Source organism: Synechococcus sp. R55.4, from assembly GCF_047461935.1.
GTDB lineage: Bacteria > Cyanobacteriota > Cyanobacteriia > Thermostichales > Thermostichaceae > Thermostichus.
The window spans coordinates 13540-30319 of sequence record NZ_JANSIF010000039.1 but is presented as its reverse complement, the minus strand read 5'-3'; the positions used below and the strand labels follow the sequence as shown (position 1 = coordinate 30319).

17 protein-coding genes are annotated in these 16780 nt (G+C 58.2%); 8 read left to right on the top strand and 9 right to left on the bottom strand.

Annotated elements, in window-relative coordinates; all coding sequences use genetic code 11:
- Positions 1-79 precede the first annotated feature (79 nt).
- The 4 genes from NW842_RS09810 to NW842_RS09795 form a co-directional block, all read right to left on the bottom strand.
- On the bottom strand, positions 80-553 hold the full coding sequence (locus tag NW842_RS09810; RefSeq protein ID WP_414417944.1) for a hypothetical protein: 474 nt from the start codon (positions 551-553) through the stop codon (positions 80-82).
- Between the two features lie 344 nt (positions 554-897).
- Entirely contained in the window at positions 898-1515 is a 618-nt protein-coding gene (locus NW842_RS09805) for an Npun_F5749 family FMN-dependent PPOX-type flavoprotein (protein ID WP_414357483.1), read from the bottom strand.
- A gap of 48 nt (positions 1516-1563) precedes the next feature.
- Positions 1564-2838 carry a GNAT family N-acetyltransferase gene (locus NW842_RS09800; RefSeq protein ID WP_414350290.1) on the bottom strand — a complete coding sequence of 425 codons (1275 nt, stop codon included), beginning with the start codon at positions 2836-2838 and terminating at the stop codon, positions 1564-1566.
- 227 nt (positions 2839-3065) lie between these two features.
- Positions 3066-3719, bottom strand: coding sequence for a DUF3386 domain-containing protein (locus NW842_RS09795; protein ID WP_011431766.1), 654 nt, complete (start codon positions 3717-3719; stop codon positions 3066-3068).
- Between the two features lie 345 nt (positions 3720-4064).
- Between NW842_RS09795 and murA the strand changes: the two genes are divergently transcribed.
- The 3 genes from murA (at position 4065) to sixA (ending at position 8458) form a co-directional block, all read left to right on the top strand.
- Positions 4065-5387, top strand: coding sequence for a UDP-N-acetylglucosamine 1-carboxyvinyltransferase (murA, locus tag NW842_RS09790; protein WP_202943714.1), 1323 nt, complete (start codon positions 4065-4067; stop codon positions 5385-5387).
- 201 nt (positions 5388-5588) lie between these two features.
- The gene (locus NW842_RS09785; protein WP_414357487.1) at positions 5589-7724 is read left to right on the top strand and encodes a transglycosylase SLT domain-containing protein; all 2136 of its coding nucleotides are present in this window, start codon (positions 5589-5591) and stop codon (positions 7722-7724) included.
- Between the two features lie 146 nt (positions 7725-7870).
- Positions 7871-8458: a phosphohistidine phosphatase SixA gene (sixA, locus tag NW842_RS09780; RefSeq protein WP_414357488.1), complete on the top strand. Its 588-nt coding sequence runs from the start codon at positions 7871-7873 to the stop codon at positions 8456-8458.
- Between the two features lie 74 nt (positions 8459-8532).
- Here the strand turns inward: sixA and NW842_RS09775 are convergent, their stop codons facing one another.
- The gene (locus NW842_RS09775) at positions 8533-8826 is read right to left on the bottom strand and encodes a DUF3082 domain-containing protein (protein WP_414357489.1); all 294 of its coding nucleotides are present in this window, start codon (positions 8824-8826) and stop codon (positions 8533-8535) included.
- Between the two features lie 84 nt (positions 8827-8910).
- Here NW842_RS09775 and NW842_RS09770 point away from each other — a divergent pair, with 84 nt between their 5' ends.
- Complete coding sequence (locus NW842_RS09770; RefSeq protein WP_414417943.1) at positions 8911-9603, top strand: J domain-containing protein; 693 nt, start codon at positions 8911-8913, stop codon at positions 9601-9603.
- On the opposite strand, the gene NW842_RS09765 is transcribed toward NW842_RS09770, so the two are convergent.
- Entirely contained in the window at positions 9595-10470 is an 876-nt protein-coding gene (locus NW842_RS09765; RefSeq protein ID WP_414406598.1) for an SDH family Clp fold serine proteinase, read from the bottom strand. The two genes, NW842_RS09770 and NW842_RS09765, sit on opposite strands and share 9 nt — an antisense overlap.
- Positions 10471-10631: 161 nt before the next feature.
- Here NW842_RS09765 and NW842_RS09760 point away from each other — a divergent pair, with 161 nt between their 5' ends.
- Positions 10632-11825 (top strand): RNA-guided endonuclease InsQ/TnpB family protein, encoded by a 1194-nt coding sequence (locus NW842_RS09760; protein WP_414417942.1) that lies wholly within the window; start codon positions 10632-10634, stop codon positions 11823-11825.
- Here the strand turns inward: NW842_RS09760 and NW842_RS09755 are convergent.
- Together NW842_RS09755 and NW842_RS09750 are read right to left on the bottom strand one after the other, a co-directional pair.
- Positions 11822-12712, bottom strand: a complete 891-nt coding sequence (locus NW842_RS09755) for a hypothetical protein (RefSeq protein WP_414417941.1) — start codon at positions 12710-12712, stop codon at positions 11822-11824. The genes NW842_RS09760 and NW842_RS09755 overlap by 4 nt on opposite strands.
- A gap of 1 nt (position 12713) precedes the next feature.
- Positions 12714-13685, bottom strand: coding sequence for a fatty acid desaturase (locus NW842_RS09750; RefSeq protein WP_011431774.1), 972 nt, complete (start codon positions 13683-13685; stop codon positions 12714-12716).
- 356 nt (positions 13686-14041) lie between these two features.
- On the opposite strand from NW842_RS09750, the gene psaK reads away from it, so the two are divergent.
- The gene (gene psaK / locus NW842_RS09745; RefSeq protein ID WP_414388601.1) at positions 14042-14287 is read left to right on the top strand and encodes a photosystem I reaction center subunit PsaK; all 246 of its coding nucleotides are present in this window, start codon (positions 14042-14044) and stop codon (positions 14285-14287) included.
- Between the two features lie 121 nt (positions 14288-14408).
- Positions 14409-14546: a photosystem II reaction center protein K gene (locus tag NW842_RS09740; RefSeq protein ID WP_414332566.1), complete on the top strand. Its 138-nt coding sequence runs from the start codon at positions 14409-14411 to the stop codon at positions 14544-14546.
- A gap of 338 nt (positions 14547-14884) precedes the next feature.
- Here the strand turns inward: NW842_RS09740 and NW842_RS09735 are convergent, their stop codons facing one another.
- Positions 14885-15424, bottom strand: coding sequence for a DUF3611 family protein (locus NW842_RS09735; RefSeq protein ID WP_414332564.1), 540 nt, complete (start codon positions 15422-15424; stop codon positions 14885-14887).
- Between the two features lie 185 nt (positions 15425-15609).
- On the opposite strand from NW842_RS09735, the gene NW842_RS09730 reads away from it, so the two are divergent.
- Positions 15610-16764 (top strand): RNA-guided endonuclease InsQ/TnpB family protein, encoded by a 1155-nt coding sequence (locus NW842_RS09730; protein WP_414417940.1) that lies wholly within the window; start codon positions 15610-15612, stop codon positions 16762-16764.
- Positions 16765-16780 lie beyond the last annotated feature (16 nt).

The window sequence follows — 16780 nt, the reverse complement described above, 5'->3', positions numbered from 1 at the left end:
GTTGGAAACAAACAGAATGCTATCGCTGCATAGTTGAACAGTGATGTTCAGCAGTGTTCAGCGTAAATGTATCAGCACCCTAAGGCTGCAAGATCATCGACCAGGAGCCGCTCTCCCCATCCCAAAACGGGGCCAGAGACTCTCCCACCACATTGGGCCCCCAATAGCGGCGGGTTCCATCCAAGGCGAAAGCCACCACAATGTCTCCGGGGCCGATTTGCAGCGGTTCTTCTCCCAAGCTCAGCAGCAATCCTTCGCTGCCCCCTTCTCCAGGGGCAAAGTCCCAGTGGGCCGTTTCCGGATTGATCATCCGTTCGCCGCTGCGCATCAAGATCACCAGCCGAACCGGATGGGGCGTGCGATTGCCGACCCGAAAGGATCCTGTGCGGGCGGAGGTGGGGGCAGCCTGGGGGGATAAGACAGGCTCTGAGGGCAGAACAGGGACAACATTCCCCTCAACGGAATCCTCCAAGGCTTTCAGCGTCGGTTTCTCCAGAGTCTGTGCTCTCAATCCCTGCACGAGAACCCCTACCCCAACCAAAGCGACAGACAACACTAGGGATCCCTTGCCCCTCAAAGCTCTGTTCAGCAATGGGCCGCCGGCGAAAAAAGAGGCAACAGCCTGAGCGAATGAGCAGATCAAGACGCACATCGAGACCACTGCAAGCCAAAGTGATACGTGTCGAGTTAGACAAAAGGCATCAACTGCTGCCCTACCCCTGATAGACCAGCCATACGCGTACAGAGTTCCATCAGAGGATAACGCCCCCACCGTGCAGAACACGATCGTTCAGCTACGTTAACACGTCCATTCCTCTATTCTTTGGGCTTTCGGGGAACGTCAAGGAAAGAAGGGATCCCCCACTCCAGACCAAGCTAAGCAAGTTTGGATCCCTTTTAGGGATTCACAGCCCGACGCTGCCACCCTTTGGAAGTGCGCTCGTACACCGTCCGCAATTGGGGATAGATCTGATCCCCCTTAAGCTGTAGGTGATCCACCTCCGTTGGCTCCAGCAGTAAAGCCACAAAGGTCTGCGGAGGCAGCAGATCTTTCTCTTTCGGCAACTCCTGGATAAAAGCCTCTGGCGGGGCAAGCAGCCCCTTAGGTTCCGGCCAAAACCAGAGGAGCCGTCCTTTTTCCGATATTTGTTGCCACAACTGCTGCCGCTGGCGCTGGGCCTGGGGATCCGGATGATCGGCGGCGATGGCCTCAAGGGTGCCAGCGATGCGGAATTGCTCGCGGGTTTTGCAGAAATACCAGCAGATCTGGGCTTGGGGGCAGTGGGCAATTTGTCGGATCTTCTCGCTGCGACTATCCACCGCCAATTGAATGCGGTCGGTATCGCCCAAAAACCCCCGGAAAACGACCGTGCGGTTGCGCGGATGCCCCTGGGGATCCACCGTGGCCAATTGCAAATACCGCACACCGGGATCGCTACGGTTCCGGTGCAGTGCCGCCTGAATCAGCGCCCGCCAAGAGGGATCCGCAGTAGAATTGCCCTTCGGGTCTTTCATCCGTTTTTCGCAAGGTGCAAGCAAGCCAGGATTGGGGCTCTCTCTCCCTTAGCTAGGGGGTGGAGAAGTCTCAGATTGGGAGTCTCTGGAGTGCCTTGGTGAGGACTCCGCACCGCCGACGCGACCAGAGCTGGGATCCGGCTCAGTTGGGCTGATGGGATGAAAGTGGTGCTCCAGCCAGCCTTCCGGTGGCCCCTCAAACCGCTCCGGCACCGGCTGCTTCACCTGCAATCCCCGCAACACCGCGTTGAGATAGGCGCTATCCCAGCTAAAGAAGCGGCTTTCGCGGATTTTGTGCCACACCGAACGCGACATCAGCAACGTCCGCTCTACATCCTGGGCTCCCAGCTTCAGCAAGAACTCCTCCCGTTCCGGCTGGTAATCGGTGGAGGCCAAGGCCAGAGATTGCGGCGGATGAGCCTGAGTAAGCTGGGCCATCTTGGCCATGAGTTCGGGGTAAAGCCAAGTGTAGGCAGGGTGAACCGTAAGCTTGGCCACATGAGGTTGCTGCCCGGTGCGATCCAACTTCAAGTTGAAGTAGCCGATGGCGGTTTTGCGTTCGGGCTCGTAAACACACACTTCCACCCGCTCCGTCTGGCTAATGGCGCATTTGGCCTGCTCCAAAAGCCAATCCAGTGGGCTAGTGCGAAAATCGTTCACCTCACGGTCGTACACCTGGCGCACAGTGGCCGGCATGGATCCCGTATCCAGTTGGTAGATGGCATAGGCATCCCGGTTGGTCACCGGCACCAGGTTGGGCAATTTGGGCTCGTGCTGGCTGAGAGCTGCCAGAATATCGGCTGGAATCGACCAGTAGGTGATCTGAGCCAAGGGTTGGAAGCCGTTGCGCCGGTAGAGCGCCATTGCCCCCTTGTTGTGGATGTTCACCTCCAGGATCCAGGTGCGAGCTTCCCGAAAGTGCTCCATGCAGTGCTTGAGCAGCCGGGATCCCACCCCCTGTCGCTGGGCAGAGGGCGCCACTGCGATATGATCGACCCGCCAGGTGCTGCGGGAATGGTTGAAGGGGGAAACCTGAATCACCCCCTGAATCTTGCCCTTCAGCTCCGCCACATGCACTGTAAACATGTGCTGGAAGCGATTGGGAAACAGGGTCAGGGTTTTCAGGGGCCCATACCACTGGCGCAACCGCCGCACTTGGCGACGAATATCCACCGAGCGGCTGCTGTACTCTTCATCAAAGGCTTGCGCCAAAATCTCTTCCACAGCCTCCAGATCCCCCAGTTGGGCGGGGCGAATGATCAGTTCAGGGGCACCAATGGGGGCTTCGGCATCCGGGTCGGGTCTTGCTGTGGTGTTGTCCATGCCAATCGCAGGCGGGAGAATATTCAAAGCATAGCTCAGGCTCTCTTGCTTTTTCTAACCGGGAGGATCGTTCTGCAACAAAGCTTGAAAGCCTACAAATCGGCTTTCCCGTTATCGAGAAAGGCTTGGCCGCCAAGAAGGGCGTGAACTCAGCCTCCCGGTAGCTGCCCAACAGTGACGAACGGGAGAGCTGGCCCCCTACCCCGCAGAGAGCAATGCCGGGTCGCTCACGCCCCAGTGTCCAGCAAGGTCAAGTTGCTGAAGGTGAAGCGCTTCTCCACAGGGCCGGTTTCCGTCTCCGTCTGGATACGCCGCTCCGAGAGGATGTAATACTTGCCCACTTTTGTGTACAGATCCTCGAATTGGCTGCGCCCGCCTTTTTGCTCGCCCGTTTGGGGATCGTGATAGACGGAATCGTAGCGGTGGGAAAGATAGCCTTCGCCGGTATCGTGGCTGCTGAAGGTGTGGATGGTAACCACCACTCCGTGGATATGCCGGTGCACCATAGTAACCTGGTTATCGCGCACGTGGTAGCGATCCCCTTCTGCTTTGCCCCCCACCAGGATCTCCACTGTGCCATCGGGCAGGGTTTGGCCATAGCGGAAGGTATTGTTCCCATGGGTCTCGTCGAAGCTGCGGCGCACCCGGTGAATGGCAATCTCCCAGAGTTGGTTGTGAATGGCTTTTCGAGCTTCCTCATCCTCTACGCCGGTAACAGTGGCCTTTAGGTCTGCTCCCACTCGCACCTGCCCAACGAATGTGCGCTCCCCATCCCAATAGGTGACCTCGGCGCTGTAGCCCGGGAAAGCGGGATCCCAGGTGTAGCGGTTTTCATAGGCGGCCCGAAACAACTCTTGGGCAGAGACTTGAGTGGCGATCATCGGCTGTCTCCTTCCTGTTTTCCTTGCAAGCACTTCCCCTGAGCATCCATCATACCGCCCCCTGCTGTTGGGCTGCCCCCCAGTTGCCTTCGCTGAGAGCCTGCATCTGGTGAACTGGCCTAGCCGCTCCCCTGTCCGCTGCTGCAGGATAGAAGCACAGCCATGGGAACTTCTTCCTCACACCCAATTTGGCTTGCGAGTTTAGCCGCTGCTGTGATCCCCAGAGTATTCTCTGAGAAGGGTTCGCCTATTTTTTGTGGGTGAGGAGGGAGATTGAAAGGTTTTGACAATCGCGTCAGCGGGGCGGATCCCCTAGAGCCTGGCCTGACGCCGCCCCAGACCGGCATGGCAACCGCGCCAGAGATGATGGGGCCAGTGCTGAAAATCATTGGCAAGCAGACCCTGAGTGGCCACATCCCTATTGGCGGGGCAAAAAACTCTGCCTTGGCGCTGATGGCCGGGGCCATCTTGGCTCCTGAGGCCTGTCGAATTCACAACGTGCCGCGTCTGCTGGACATTGAACGCATGGGGCAGATCCTGGCCACGCTGGGAGTTAAGGTTTCCCATGTTGGCAATACCCTGGACCTGGATGCCAGCTCCCTGAAAACCTCTCAAGCCCCTTATGAATTGGTCAGCCAGTTGCGGGCCAGCTTTTTCATCATAGGGCCTCTGTTGGCGCGGCTGGGGGTGGCCAGAGTTCCCTTGCCCGGCGGCTGTGCGATCGGGTCTCGTCCCGTGGATCTGCATGTGCGGGGTCTACAAGCCTTGGGGGCGACGGTCCAAATCGAGCATGGGGTGGTTCATGCCTATGCCCGTAAACTGTTGGGAACCCGTATTTACCTGGACTATCCCAGCGTCGGTGCCACCGAGACCTTGATGATGGCCGCTACGCTGGCGGATGGAGAAACGGTGATCGAGAACGCCGCCCAAGAGCCGGAGGTGGCGGATCTAGCCCGTTTTTGTCAAGCCATGGGGGCCCGCATTCGCGGTGTCGGCACCAATACGGTTGTGGTGGTAGGGGTGCCCCGCTTGCATGGAACAGAGTACACGGTCATTCCCGACCGCATCGAGGCCAGCACCTATCTCATTGCCGGGGCCATTACCCGCTCTCACCTCACGGTTGGCCCTGTCATTCCCGATCATCTGCGGGCGGTGATCGCCAAGTTGCAAGCGATGGGGCTGCGGGTGGAAGAGGAAGGCCCAAACCGGCTGCGCATTGCCCCGGCTCAACTGAGCTCAGGCTGGCTGTGTCAGGCAACCGATATTCAAACGCTGCCCTATCCTGGTTTCCCCACCGATGTGCAGGCGCCGATCATGGCTTTGGCCGCCTTGAGCGAGGGCAGTTGCACCATTGAGGAGACAGTGTTTGAAAACCGCATGCACCACATTCCCGAGCTGAATCGCATGGGAGCCGATATTCGCCTGAAGAACCGAGTGGCCCTGATCCGAGGGGTGCCGTCCCTTTCCGGCGCTCCGGTGGTGGCTACCGACCTGCGGGCGGGTGCGGCCCTGGTGCTGGCCGGCCTGGCGGCTGAAGGCTGCTCCACAATCCACGGATTGCACTACATCGACCGTGGCTATGAAGCCATTGACGAAAAGCTGCGCAGTGTCGGGGCCAAGGTGTACCGCAGTGAAAGCCCGACAGGGATCCCGCAATTGGGGAAATGAGCCGTTTCACTGCTGTCTGAAATTTGAAGATTTGAGGAAATGAGGAAAGAACTGCTCCTCTCCCTGCTTATCGTCTGGCCCCAATGCTCGGCGACCGCTTGCTGGGTGAGCTTTCCAGCCATGTTGCAAGTATCGAGTCGTCCGGTGGCTCAACGCAGTCGGGTTGAGTATCTTAGTTCAGAGGTGGTGGGGAGGTAAAGCATGGGGATCCTGACAGGCAGCAAACGACGCTGGATAAGATGGGCTGCCGGTGTGCTGGCAGCGGGAGCAGCTCTGGGTGGGGCCGTCTGGGGCTTCTACACCTCATCCTGGGCAGAAACCGCGGAGGTGGCCTCTGCACCAGAAGACAGGGATCCGGCGCAACTGCCTCAAACTTCCACAGTGGCCTTTCTGCAAGCCTATGCAGCGCTACAGGCCGGCCAAGCGCAATCTGCCTTGAAGCATTTGCAGGGGCTGGAAGAGAGCCTGCCGGTTCTGAGGGAAGAGATTTGGAAGCTCAGGGCCCAAGCCTATGAACAGTTGCAGGACAAGGAAACAGCCCAAGGGATCTGGTGGCCCAAGATTTTGCAGGAATATCCCCACAGCCCTGTCGCTGCCTATGCCCTCTGGGGGATGGACCAGGTGGATCGGCTGCGGCAGCAATTTCCCACCCATCCGCTGACCGGACGTGCCCTCAAGCATTTGCTGGAGCTGGATCCCGACCGCTATGACCTGCTGCGGGATTTGGCCCAACATCACCCGCAAACCCCTGGGCTAACGCCGTTGCTGGATCGCTGGCGGCAGGCTCAAGAGGGATCCCTCACGGCTTCCGACTGGCAGATCCTCGCCGATGCCTACTGGGAGCAACGGGAGTACGGCAAAGCTGCCCGGGCCTATGGACGTGCCCCCGCCACCTCTCAGAACCTCTACCGCTGGGGTCGCAGCCACCAGATCTCGCGGGAGTTTCCTCAGGCCAGAGCGGCTTACCAAGCGCTGCTGGCACAGTTCCCCGATGGGCCAGAGGCTTCCCTCACCCGTCGCCGTTTGGCGGAACTGAGCGACCTGCCGACGGCAATTGAACTCCTCCGACAGGTGGGATCCGGCTCAGATAAAGAAGCTCCAGAGGCGTTGCTCAGCCTCAGCCAGCTCTATGATCGCAACGCCAGCCCCCAATCGGCCCAAGCCACCCGGCAAGCCCTTTGGGATCGCTTTCCGGCCAGCGAAGCTGCGGCCAACGCCGCCTGGACGGTGGCCTGGAGCCAAGCGCAAGCAGGCAATCTCAGCCAAGCCATCGCCCTAGCTCAACAGATTGGATCCGCCCAGCGGGACACGGAAATGGGGGCACAACTGCTCTACTGGGCGGGCAAATGGCGGGAACAGCAGGGGGATGTCGCTGCGGCTCGGCAAACCTATCGGCAGGTGCTGCGGCAGTTTCCCCACACCTACTACGGCTGGCGGTCGGCAGTGCAACTGGGCTGGCCGGTGGGGGATTTCTACAGCGGGCGCAAAAGAGTGGAGGTGGATTTTCAGCCGGTGCGCCAACCGTTGCCGGGGGTCTCGGCGGCCACGCAGACCCTGCATTTGATGGGAGCCAGCCAACTGGCCTGGGAACGCTGGCAGGGCGAAACTCCGGTGCAGCGGGATCCCCGCCAGATGAGCGTTGCCGAGCGCTTTGTCACGGGCATTTTGCGCAACAGCGCTGGAGATCACCTGCGGGGCATTAACCAGGTGGCTGCTTTGCGCTTCAGCGAAGAGCCGGATCCCCTGCTGGAGACGTTGAGGCAGCGCCAAGATTTCTGGCAGGCCATCTATCCGCTGCACTACTATGCGGGCCCCGACAATTCCTGGAGCGGGGATCCCTACGCCCAACCCGGCTTGGCCCACTGGTCACGGCAATTTAACCTCAATCCTTTGATGGTGGCGGCTTTGATCCGGCAGGAATCCCGCTTTGAGCCAGAGATCGTCTCGGCCTCGGGGGCTTTGGGCTTGATGCAGGTGATGCCCGCTACTGGCCGCTGGATTGCCCAGCAGATCGGCCTGGCCCAGTACAGCCTCACCAACCCCGCCGACAATCTCTACCTGGGATCCTGGTACTTCGACTACACCCACCGCACCTATCAAGACAACACCTTGCTGGCCCTGGCCAGCTACAATGGTGGCCCCGGCAACGTGGCCAGATGGCTGAACCGCTTTGGCTTCGAGGATCCGGATGTGTTTGTGGAGCAGATCCCCTTCCCCGAAACTCGGGGCTATGTGAAGTCCGTGTTTGGCAACTACTGGAACTACTGGCAGCTCTACACTCAGGAGGGGCGCACCTTGGTCAGCCAGCGCTTGCATAACCCCTCGTCTTCTTCGTGATCTCTGGTTTTGTCGCGGAAGTGCTGCCGTAGAGGGAGCGGGCTTTTCCCCCGACAGAGCACAGTATTCTGTGAGAGTTACAGTGATTCCAAGGTTTACTTAACAGTGCCGTTCGCGCCGGCAGGACAGAAGAGTTTTGGAGTTCTATGGTCTCTGGGTCTGAACAACAGGAGAGCGTTCGCGTTAGCAGCGCGGAGCACCATCAGGGGGCGGCAGAAAAGCAGACTGCCCGACAGGAATTGGCCGTGGATTTTATTCGCCATGGCATAGCCGAGGAACCCCGGCCAGAAGTCGAGGATGCCTTTCGGGCCCTTACAGACGAAGGTCGCAAGCGTTGCCGCAAGGTTGCCCGCCAGCTCAAGAACATGGGCTGGAGGTGGGATCTCCTGCTCACCAGTCCCTTGGTGAGGGCTCGACAGACCGCTGAGATCTTTTTGGACGAGAACCTGGCCGAAGCTGTGGAGGTGTTTGAGCCGCTGGCTCCGGGGGGCAGTTTTGCTGACCTGGTGCGCTGGCAAGCAGAGCGGGAACCTCTGGCGTCTTTGGCTCTGGTCGGTCACCAGCCGGATCTGAGCCTGTGGGTGCAAACGGCCATTGGGCTGAACCCGGCCCATGCCGACGCGATCACCCTCAAAAAAGCGGGCCTAGCCCAAGTGCGCTTTGCCGAAGGCCGGATTGACTACCGCCAGGGATCCCTGACTTTGTTGCTCTCCCCCAAGGTGGTGTTGCGCTGAGAAGCTGCCGGCAAGTTCGGCTCATCACAAACGCCCAACGGGTCAGCCAGAAGTTGTGCCTACAGCCCCCAGCTTCAGCGCCGAGAGGAGGTCAGCCGCTCGCCCAGCAATTGCAAAAAGTAGGCCGCCAGCCCCAGCCCCACCAGGGCAAACATAAACGCGATCAAGGAAACGGAACCGACCAGCAGGTAGCGCACCAGAATGCTGATTCCACGGGCCAACGATCCAATCTCCACATCGATCGGCGGCAACTTGGCCAACATCGAGAGCAGCAGTTGAAAAAAACCGTAGCCCAGACTGACGGCAATGGTGGCCCCCAAGAGGGCACTGAAAGGGTTGGGGGATCCCTGGGGCGAGGCGGAAGACATGGGGCAGCACCGGAAAACTCACCTTTATTCTAGGCTGCAGGTACAATGTGGAAGTTTCTTTTCTTTCCGGCAAGCCTAGGGGTTATGGAGAGCGGATCGGGAGTGGGATCCCACTACGAAGTTTTGGGCGTTTCCGTGGGGGCGACGGCGGAGGAGATCAAGTCTGCCTACCGTCGTTTGGTCAAGTACCACCATCCCGACAGCCTGCTGGCCAAAAAAGATCGGGCCACCGCTGAGCGCATCCGCCAGATCAACGCTGCCTACGCGGTGCTCAAAGATCCGCAATCTCGCCGCGACTACGACCGGCAATTGCACTCCAGCCGCACCTCACCCTGCCCTCAGCCGACGGGATCCCCCCGTGAAACCGTCAGCCACGAAGCCATCGCCCGTGCAGCCTGGATCCGACAGGTCTACACCCCCCTAAACCGAGTTTTGGGGCCCCTGCTGTCTTCCCTAAAGCCTCAGTTGAATGCTTTGGCGGCGGATCCCTTTGATCCCGACCTGTTGGAGTCCTTCGCCACCTATTTGGAAGAGTGTAGCCAGAAACTGGCCCAAGCTCAGCAGATCTTTCGGCGCCTCCCCAATCCCAGCAGCCTGGGGGGAGTGGCCTCTCGCCTCTACTACGCCCTCAACCACTTAGAAGATGCCCTAGAGGAGCTGAAGTATTTCCCGCTGAACTGCGACGACCGCCATCTGCACACCGGACAAGAGCTGTTTCGCCGGGCAGGGGGGCTGCGCCTGGAAGCTATGGAAGCCTACGCCAAGAGTTCACCCTAGGCCAGAGCGGGATCCCCCCCTGGGCAGAGAGGGGCGAGGATCATAGGGGATGGGGATGTACTGCACGGAAGGGCGGCCCATGGTGGCCTGTGGGTACAAGTCCATCAGGGCATAGATTTGGGGTGGCAACTCGGTAGAAATGGGCAGGCCCAACCTTTGGGCTTCTTCGGCGGTGATCGGGTAGTCGTGGGTAACTTGTCCGCTGGTTAGGTACTGGATGAGGGGCTCGATGCGTTCGGGGGCAATTTTGCGCTTGGGCACATCGTCCTTCAAGAGATCCCGCACGAAGTTCTGTACCTGTTGCATTGCTTTGCGGGCCAGATCCGCCAGGATCAGGGTTTGGTCATCGATTTCGGCAATGGGTTTATCCGCCACCACCTGCAGAATACTGGCGGCAGCATACCCCCCCAACTGCGGATCCACCGGCCCCAGGACTGCATTGGCATCCATGACGATTTCATCGGCGGCCAGGGCCAGCATTGTCCCCCCCGACATGGCGTAGTGAGGCACAAACACTGTCACTTTGGCCGGATGGCGGATCAGGGCGCGGGCAATTTGCTCCGTAGCCAGCACCAGGCCACCGGGGGTATGCAAAATCAAATCAATCGGGGTATTGGGTGGAGTGAGGCGAATCGCCCGCAATACCTGCTCGGAGTCCTCGATGCTGATGTAGCGGGAAACCGGGATCCCCAAAAAACTGATCGACTCCTGGCGGTGAATGAGCAGAATCACCCGGCTGCCCCGCTTTTGCTCCAACTCCCGAATGGCCATCAAGCGCCGGAACTCTTGGGCACGACGGTTCAGCAGAGGTTGCAAAGAGCTGAAGATCAGAAAAATCCAGAACAGGCTGCCCCAGTCCACTTTCACACCTCAAGTGGGATCCCTTTGACTCCAGCATAGGGGATCCAAAATCTTCGGCGATCCCTGAGCCTCACGAGTTGGGTTCAGCTAGAAATCGCAGGAGCCCCGCACTGTACCCGTAGGATCAGTGCCGGGAGGAATGCGCTTTGATGAAGTACAATGAACTTATGAGCCAAGTCCTGACCATATCCTGTAAGCTCAAGGTGTCCCCATCGCAAGCCGCCAAATTGGACGCGACGATGGATGCCTTTGTACAGGCATTGAACTGGGTCAACCAAAACATGCCGGAGAAGATCGTCAACGCGGTCAAACTGCAATCCCTTTGCTACTACGAGATTCGCGCCCGGTTTGGCTTGTCCAGTAACTTGGCTCAACAGGTGTGCAGGCGGGTGGCAGGCGCTCGCAAAGTGGCGAGACAGCGCAACCGTCCGGTTAAAGAGTTCAAGCGTAGGTTCGTCGCCTACGACGCACGCATCTTCTCGTTCCGTCAAAAAGACTGGACGGTGTCGCTGACCACGGTGGAAGGGCGAGAGCGCTTTGAACTGGCCATTGGCAACTACCAGCGTGGGATGCTGGCTGGTTCTAACCCCAAATCGGCCACCCTAGTCCAGCGGAAGGATGGCTCCTACTACATCCAGATTTGCGTAGAGAAAAAACCACCCAAGCAACAAGAAACCGACAAGGTGATCGGGGTGGACTTGGGCAGGACGGATATTGCCCATACGTCAGAGGGGGACAACTGGAATGGACAGCAGTTGAACAGAGTCCGAGACCACTACTCCCGGTTGAGGGCGGTACTCCAACGCAAAGCCAGTAAGGGCACACGCAGTTCGCGGCGCAGATGCAGAGAACTGTTGCAACGGCTGTCTGGCAAGGAGAGACGCTTTCAGGCGTGGGTCAATCATCGCATCTCCAAAGCTATTGTCTCTAGGGCAAAAGCTACCAACAGCGCTATTGCTCTGGAAGACCTGACAGGGATCCGGGAAAGGGTCAATCAACAGCCACGCAGCAAAGCCGAGCGGCGTAGGGCCAACAGTTGGGCGTTCTACCAACTACGCCAGTTTCTGGAATACAAGGCGAGAGTTGCAGGGGTTTCTCTGATTCTTGTGCCGCCCGCCTACACGTCGCAGACCTGTCACAAGTGTTTACACATCCATCCCGATCCTGCGCAATCCTACCGCAGTGGGAAGAAGTTTAAGTGTGGGCACTGTGGATGGGAAGGAGATGCGGACTTGAATGGTGCAAACGTAATTGCGCTCTTGGGGGCTGTCGTAAACCAGCCTAGAGGTCCGGGCTTGTTTTGTTCTCTGGTAGAGCAGAACAGGCTCAGGGCTACTGAAAGCCCGCTCCGTACCGCTTAGCGGTCGGAGCCGGGTAGTTTACACGCCGCAAAAAGGCGATCCAAAGCCTGCAGCAAATCCGGTACGGAAGCTTGGTCAATCCAAGATCGAATATAAGCCTGTTGCTCCGCCAAGTTTTCAATGCGGCCCAACTTTTGCATGGCCAAGTAGCGGGTTTCTGCCTCGGCGCGATTGGTTTGCAAGTCCAGCCGCTGCTCCGGGGTCAGCGGATACTCCGTTTGGGCCAGCAGGTAATCCGCCACCATCATGAACAGCAGAGGCCCCGCCAATTCCACCTGAGGCTCGGCTTCTGGCTTAGAATCAGCAACAGCGAGATCTTGGAGATCTTGAAAAAGATCCTGACCCAGTTGCAGCAGCTCCTCTGCTGAAGCCGCCCGCAGCACCGTCTCGGCAGTGGCCCGGAGCGGCTCTGGGGAAACCCTGTGGTGAGTGGCCAATTCCGCCAGGGCCTGTTCCCATTGATCCCGTTGGGCTTGCACCACAGCCCGCTCTTCTGGAGAAAAGTCCAACCGCTCCAGCACCACCTCCAGAGCCACAGCCCCCACCAACAGGGGGGGGAAGCGCAGCACTGTAGAGGCGGATCCCGCCTGCTCCAAAAAGGCTTCCAAATCCGGGCCAGATCCCCTGTCCAGCAAGTCCTGCAAGTAGGCCAGCACCTCTTGGGGCGAGGTCAACCTGAGGATCCCTCGCACCTGTGCCCGCAAGTCTGCGGGGATCCCAAGGAGCTGCACCTGGGCTTCGGCCCGCGCCTGCGCTTCTGCGATCAACTCCGGCAAATCTGCCGTTGCCCGACCGGCCTGCAACAAAACCTGGCTAGAGTCCTGCAACAGGCTGGCCGCTTCCACAAACAGCAGCACCTGCGGGACTTGCAGCGTTGGCCAAACCATGCTAGCCAAGCTGTGGATCCGCAGGGGATCCCTCCGATTCTGGATTGGCTGGCGCAGCGGGGTGAGCTGAAGTGGGCTTGTGCCAGTGCAGACCGATCAGAGCATCGTACAAAAAGCCCCAAAACTCTCCCTTCTCCCAGATCCCCAGCGTTTGCTGGCAGTTGCGCGCGTCCAGCTCAGGTTTGGCTGCCCAGTAGGCTGCTTGGTATTTGTACCAGGGAACAGAAGGCCAGAGATGGTGGATCAGGTGATAGTTTTGCCCCAACAGCAGAATGTTGGTCAGCCATCCGGGATAGACGCGGGCATTGTACCACCGCTCTTGGGATTGAAAAGGGCGATGGGGCAGGTAGTCAAAAAACAAGCCCAGCAAGAACCCCATGATAAAGGCAGGGGGTAGCCAATAGTTCATGATGTAGTCGGTGTAGCCGAAGTAGCTGGCCAGACCAAAGGTCAGGATAACCACCAGCCGACTCAAGCCCCACTCCAGCAGATCCCAGCGACCTTTCCGCCAGAGCTGCCGCTTAAAGAAAAACACCTCATGGTAGAAAAACCGCGGCGCGATCAGCCACAGCGGCCCCCCTGTCGAGACGTAGTGATCGGGATCGTCTTCAGGATGGTTGACGTGGGCGTGGTGCTGCATGTGTACCCGCTTAAAGACGGGATAGACAAAACCCTGCAACAGGGCAGAGCCGTGTCCGAGTGCCTCGTTCAGAAAGCGGTTGCGGTGGGCCGAGCCATGGGAAGCATCGTGAATCACCGTGCCCAGAACATAGAGGGCCACAAAATTGAGCCAGAACACCATCCATTTGGGCCAGTGCCAAAAGGCGTACCCGCCAAAGCAAGAGGCCGAAAGCACCACCGCAGCCAAAAACATCAGCAAGGTGGGATTCCAAAATTCCGAGGGTGGCCCCAACAGCTCACGAGGCAATGCGAAAGGTTTTTGGGCTGGTTCAGCAGTAGCAGCAACAGTCATCGGCAGCCATCCTTAGGTGCGCACAGTGCAGACAGAGAGGATGGGTCGAGGCAGCGCGTCCCAGTCATCACACCGAAAAGAGATCGAAGAGATAAGTTTGTTAACTTTCGTTAGTATACGGCAGAGACCTGCCCAGCTTCTCAGCCCAAGCCTTATTTTCCTCGCAACCCCAGCCATGGGGGCACCTTCCTCTCCTGGCCAAGGATTCCCGAAGGATCCCGGCAACGGCAAACTGCCCCTGAAGCCAGAGAAAAGCCGTAGTGTGAGGTTTTGTTGCAATTCATGTGCAGATTGCGAGGGGATCCCAGCAGGAGCGGTAATCTAAGGGTCGGTCAACCTGAGTGAGGACGAAAACCATGATGCCTGTTGTTGCGCTGTTGGCTCTGACCGCTCAAACCAGCCCCTGGTCCCCCCTGAGCGCCGTGATCATTCTGCTCTGCACAGGGCTGGCTTACTTGAGCTTCAAATCCTCCTCTGGAGTGGCCTCAGAGACTGGGCCGGTACTGGGAATGACCTGGCCGGAAGTCATCGGGGTTGCCAGCTTTGGCCATTTGTTGGGAGTGGGGGTCGTTTTGGGCCTCTCTAACATTGGCGTTCTCTAGGTCGCCACTTCCTTTACATTTCTTGAACTTAGTCCGGATCCCTGCTGGATGATGTTAAGCTCTATTTTAATTCTGAAAGAAGCAGTTTCTTCAGCCGCATTTTCCCCTGAGGTTTGTTGCTATGTCAGCGATGGTGCTCCTGGCCAGTTTGCCGGAAGGCTATGAATTGTTTGACCCGCTGATCGACATTTTGCCGATCATCCCTGTTCTGTTTTTCCTGCTGGCTTTTGTCTGGCAAGCGGCAGTGGGCTTTAAGTAAAGCCATTGCTTTTACTGAGGTCGCAAAGGTCTCAAAGGCCTGGGTGGTCTGGAGAAAACTCAAGCAAACCTAAAGGGCTTCCCCCAGCTTATCTCCCAAGTTGGGGGCTCTTTGCTTTGCCCATTTATGGTCATTTCGATTCAAACTAGGACACTGCACCCACGCCTAAAACGTTAAATGCACCGTGCCAGAAGGCCTTTCAAGGACTCCGTCCCGCTAGCGCGAACAGTAGCTCAGGTGTCTTGCCCTGAACTGGAACGACTGTAAACGACTATAAAAACAACAAGCCGTCTCGCCACTGTCCACATGACTCCCAAAGGTGGGCCAGGGATCCGGCGCTAGGGTTCGCGGTCGAGGACACCGGTAATCCAGAGAACCCCTGCCAAGCAGACGAAGTGGGCAAACGTCACGTTGATGTTGGCGGCCAGCAGCAGCACTCCTGTCACCTGGTTGGCCTGGGTGCGGGAAAACATGCGCGCCAACAGCTCGCCCACTTGGGCTTCCATACCAATCAAAGCAAGGAAGGCCCCAATGAGGCTGACATAGGTGACCAACTGCAACTGCTTGGGCAAATCCAATTGGCTTAGGGCATCAGCAGAAGCTGAGCGGCGCTCCGCGTGGAGCAAGTAGCGCCAGTTGAAAAATAGACCGGCTGCCAGGGTGAGCAATGTAAACAAGGTGAACCAGAAGGCGATGACAGCCCCCAGCGAGTCATCTCGATAGACGGTATTTTGGCCGATTAAAAAGCCAAACCACAGCAGCAGCGCCGTCGCCCCCAAGATTGCCTGGAACCAAAACCCAAAGCGACGAGTCATGCGCAAACGAGACTTCATCCGCTCGATAGCCGCCCGTACTGACGGCGACATGGGCTCGTTCATCTTTTTCCCCCGCTCGCCTGGATGAACACCAACGTTCGCTTCCAGCCTATCTTCATTCTCCGGCCCCAGTCACCAAATTTTCGGGCTGGAGGCCTGCACCATAGCCGCAGGCTTGGTGTCGGGAGGAAAGCCCTCCTCCATATAGGTTTTGCTGGTCAAAAGTCTGGATAAACTACAATAAGCCCATGAGCCAGACTATCTCTGTACGTTGCAAGCTGATAGTCCCACAAGAGTTGCGTCAAGAAATTGACCGCACTTTGCAGGGCTTTGCGAATGCTTGCAACCAGATTTTGGATACTGCCAAACAAAAGAACTGCTGGAACACCGCCAAGCTGCACCACTTGGTCTATCGGCCGGTAAGGGCAGCAACGGGGCTGAAAGCCAACCACGTCTGTCAGGCGCTCCGTCGGGTGATTAGCAATGCCAAGGCGGTGAAGCAAGTCCACAAGTTCCGGCCTACCAGTCTGAGTCTTGACGCGCATACTTTTAAGTACCGAGAGTCCGACCAGTCCGTGGGCGTGACACTGATGAGCGGGCGAGTCTGGCTCAAGCTCAAGATCGGTGGTTACCAGATAGCGCTTCTGCGAGGCCAGAAGCCGACAAGTGCAACCCTGTCCAAAACCAAGCAAGGGGACTACTACATCAACATTGCTGTTGAGCTGGACACTCCCCCAACCGGCAAAACTCCAAAGGTAATCGGAGTTGACTTGGGCAGGCGGGATATCGCCACCGCTAGCAACGGACGCTCTTGGAGTGGAGAACACATCCAGGCCGTCCGTGACCGGTTCAGCCGTGTACGCGCCAAGGTTCAATCCAAACGCACTCGCAGCTCTAGGAGGCTGCTGAGAAGGCTCTCTGGGAGAGAACGGCGCTACCAGACATGGCTGAACCACAACATCAGCAAAACCTTGGTCAGGGATGCCCAGGCTATTGGTGCGGCACTGGCTTTTGAGGACTTGACAGGCATTCGAGAGCGCCTGAATCAGAAGCCTCGGAGCAAGACCGAGCGGCGCAGGACTAACAACTGGGCGTTCTACCAGCTCAGGATGTTTGTAGCCTACAAGGCTGCCATTGCTGGAGTGCCTGTGGTGCTGGTGCCGCCTGCCTACACCAGTCAGACCTGCCATAAATGCCTGCACATCCACCCTGAGCGGGGTAAGTCCTACCGCAATGGTAAGTCGTTCAAGTGTGGACACTGCGGGTGGGAAGGGGATGCTGACCATAACGCTGCTCAAGTAATCTCTCTCCTTGGGGCGACTGTAAACTCGCCTGAAATTCCGAAACTTAGCTGTCCTCTGGGGCCGCTAGGGATTGGGATAAAGCCCGCACCCTGCGCATAGCGCGGGTGTCGGGTAG

Bases quoted from the DNA above. Each gene is read 5' to 3' on its own strand.
- NW842_RS09805 (WP_414357483.1), bottom strand. From the start codon at position 1,515: ATGAAAGACCCGAAGGGCAATTCTACTGCGGATCCCTCTTGGCGGGCG.
- NW842_RS09800 (WP_414350290.1), bottom strand. From the start codon at position 2,838: ATGGACAACACCACAGCAAGACCCGACCCGGATGCCGAAGCCCCCATT.
- NW842_RS09795 (WP_011431766.1), bottom strand. From the start codon at position 3,719: ATGATCGCCACTCAAGTCTCTGCCCAAGAGTTGTTTCGGGCCGCCTAT.
- murA (WP_202943714.1), top strand. From the start codon at position 4,065: ATGGCAACCGCGCCAGAGATGATGGGGCCAGTGCTGAAAATCATTGGC.
- NW842_RS09785 (WP_414357487.1), top strand. From the start codon at position 5,589: ATGGGGATCCTGACAGGCAGCAAACGACGCTGGATAAGATGGGCTGCC.
- sixA (WP_414357488.1), top strand. From the start codon at position 7,871: ATGGTCTCTGGGTCTGAACAACAGGAGAGCGTTCGCGTTAGCAGCGCG.
- NW842_RS09775 (WP_414357489.1), bottom strand. From the start codon at position 8,826: ATGTCTTCCGCCTCGCCCCAGGGATCCCCCAACCCTTTCAGTGCCCTC.
- NW842_RS09770 (WP_414417943.1), top strand. From the start codon at position 8,911: ATGGAGAGCGGATCGGGAGTGGGATCCCACTACGAAGTTTTGGGCGTT.
- NW842_RS09760 (WP_414417942.1), top strand. From the start codon at position 10,632: ATGAGCCAAGTCCTGACCATATCCTGTAAGCTCAAGGTGTCCCCATCG.
- NW842_RS09755 (WP_414417941.1), bottom strand. From the start codon at position 12,712: ATGGTTTGGCCAACGCTGCAAGTCCCGCAGGTGCTGCTGTTTGTGGAA.
- NW842_RS09750 (WP_011431774.1), bottom strand. From the start codon at position 13,685: ATGACTGTTGCTGCTACTGCTGAACCAGCCCAAAAACCTTTCGCATTG.
- psaK (WP_414388601.1), top strand. From the start codon at position 14,042: ATGATGCCTGTTGTTGCGCTGTTGGCTCTGACCGCTCAAACCAGCCCC.
- NW842_RS09740 (WP_414332566.1), top strand. From the start codon at position 14,409: ATGTCAGCGATGGTGCTCCTGGCCAGTTTGCCGGAAGGCTATGAATTG.
- NW842_RS09735 (WP_414332564.1), bottom strand. From the start codon at position 15,424: ATGAACGAGCCCATGTCGCCGTCAGTACGGGCGGCTATCGAGCGGATG.
- NW842_RS09730 (WP_414417940.1), top strand. From the start codon at position 15,610: ATGAGCCAGACTATCTCTGTACGTTGCAAGCTGATAGTCCCACAAGAG.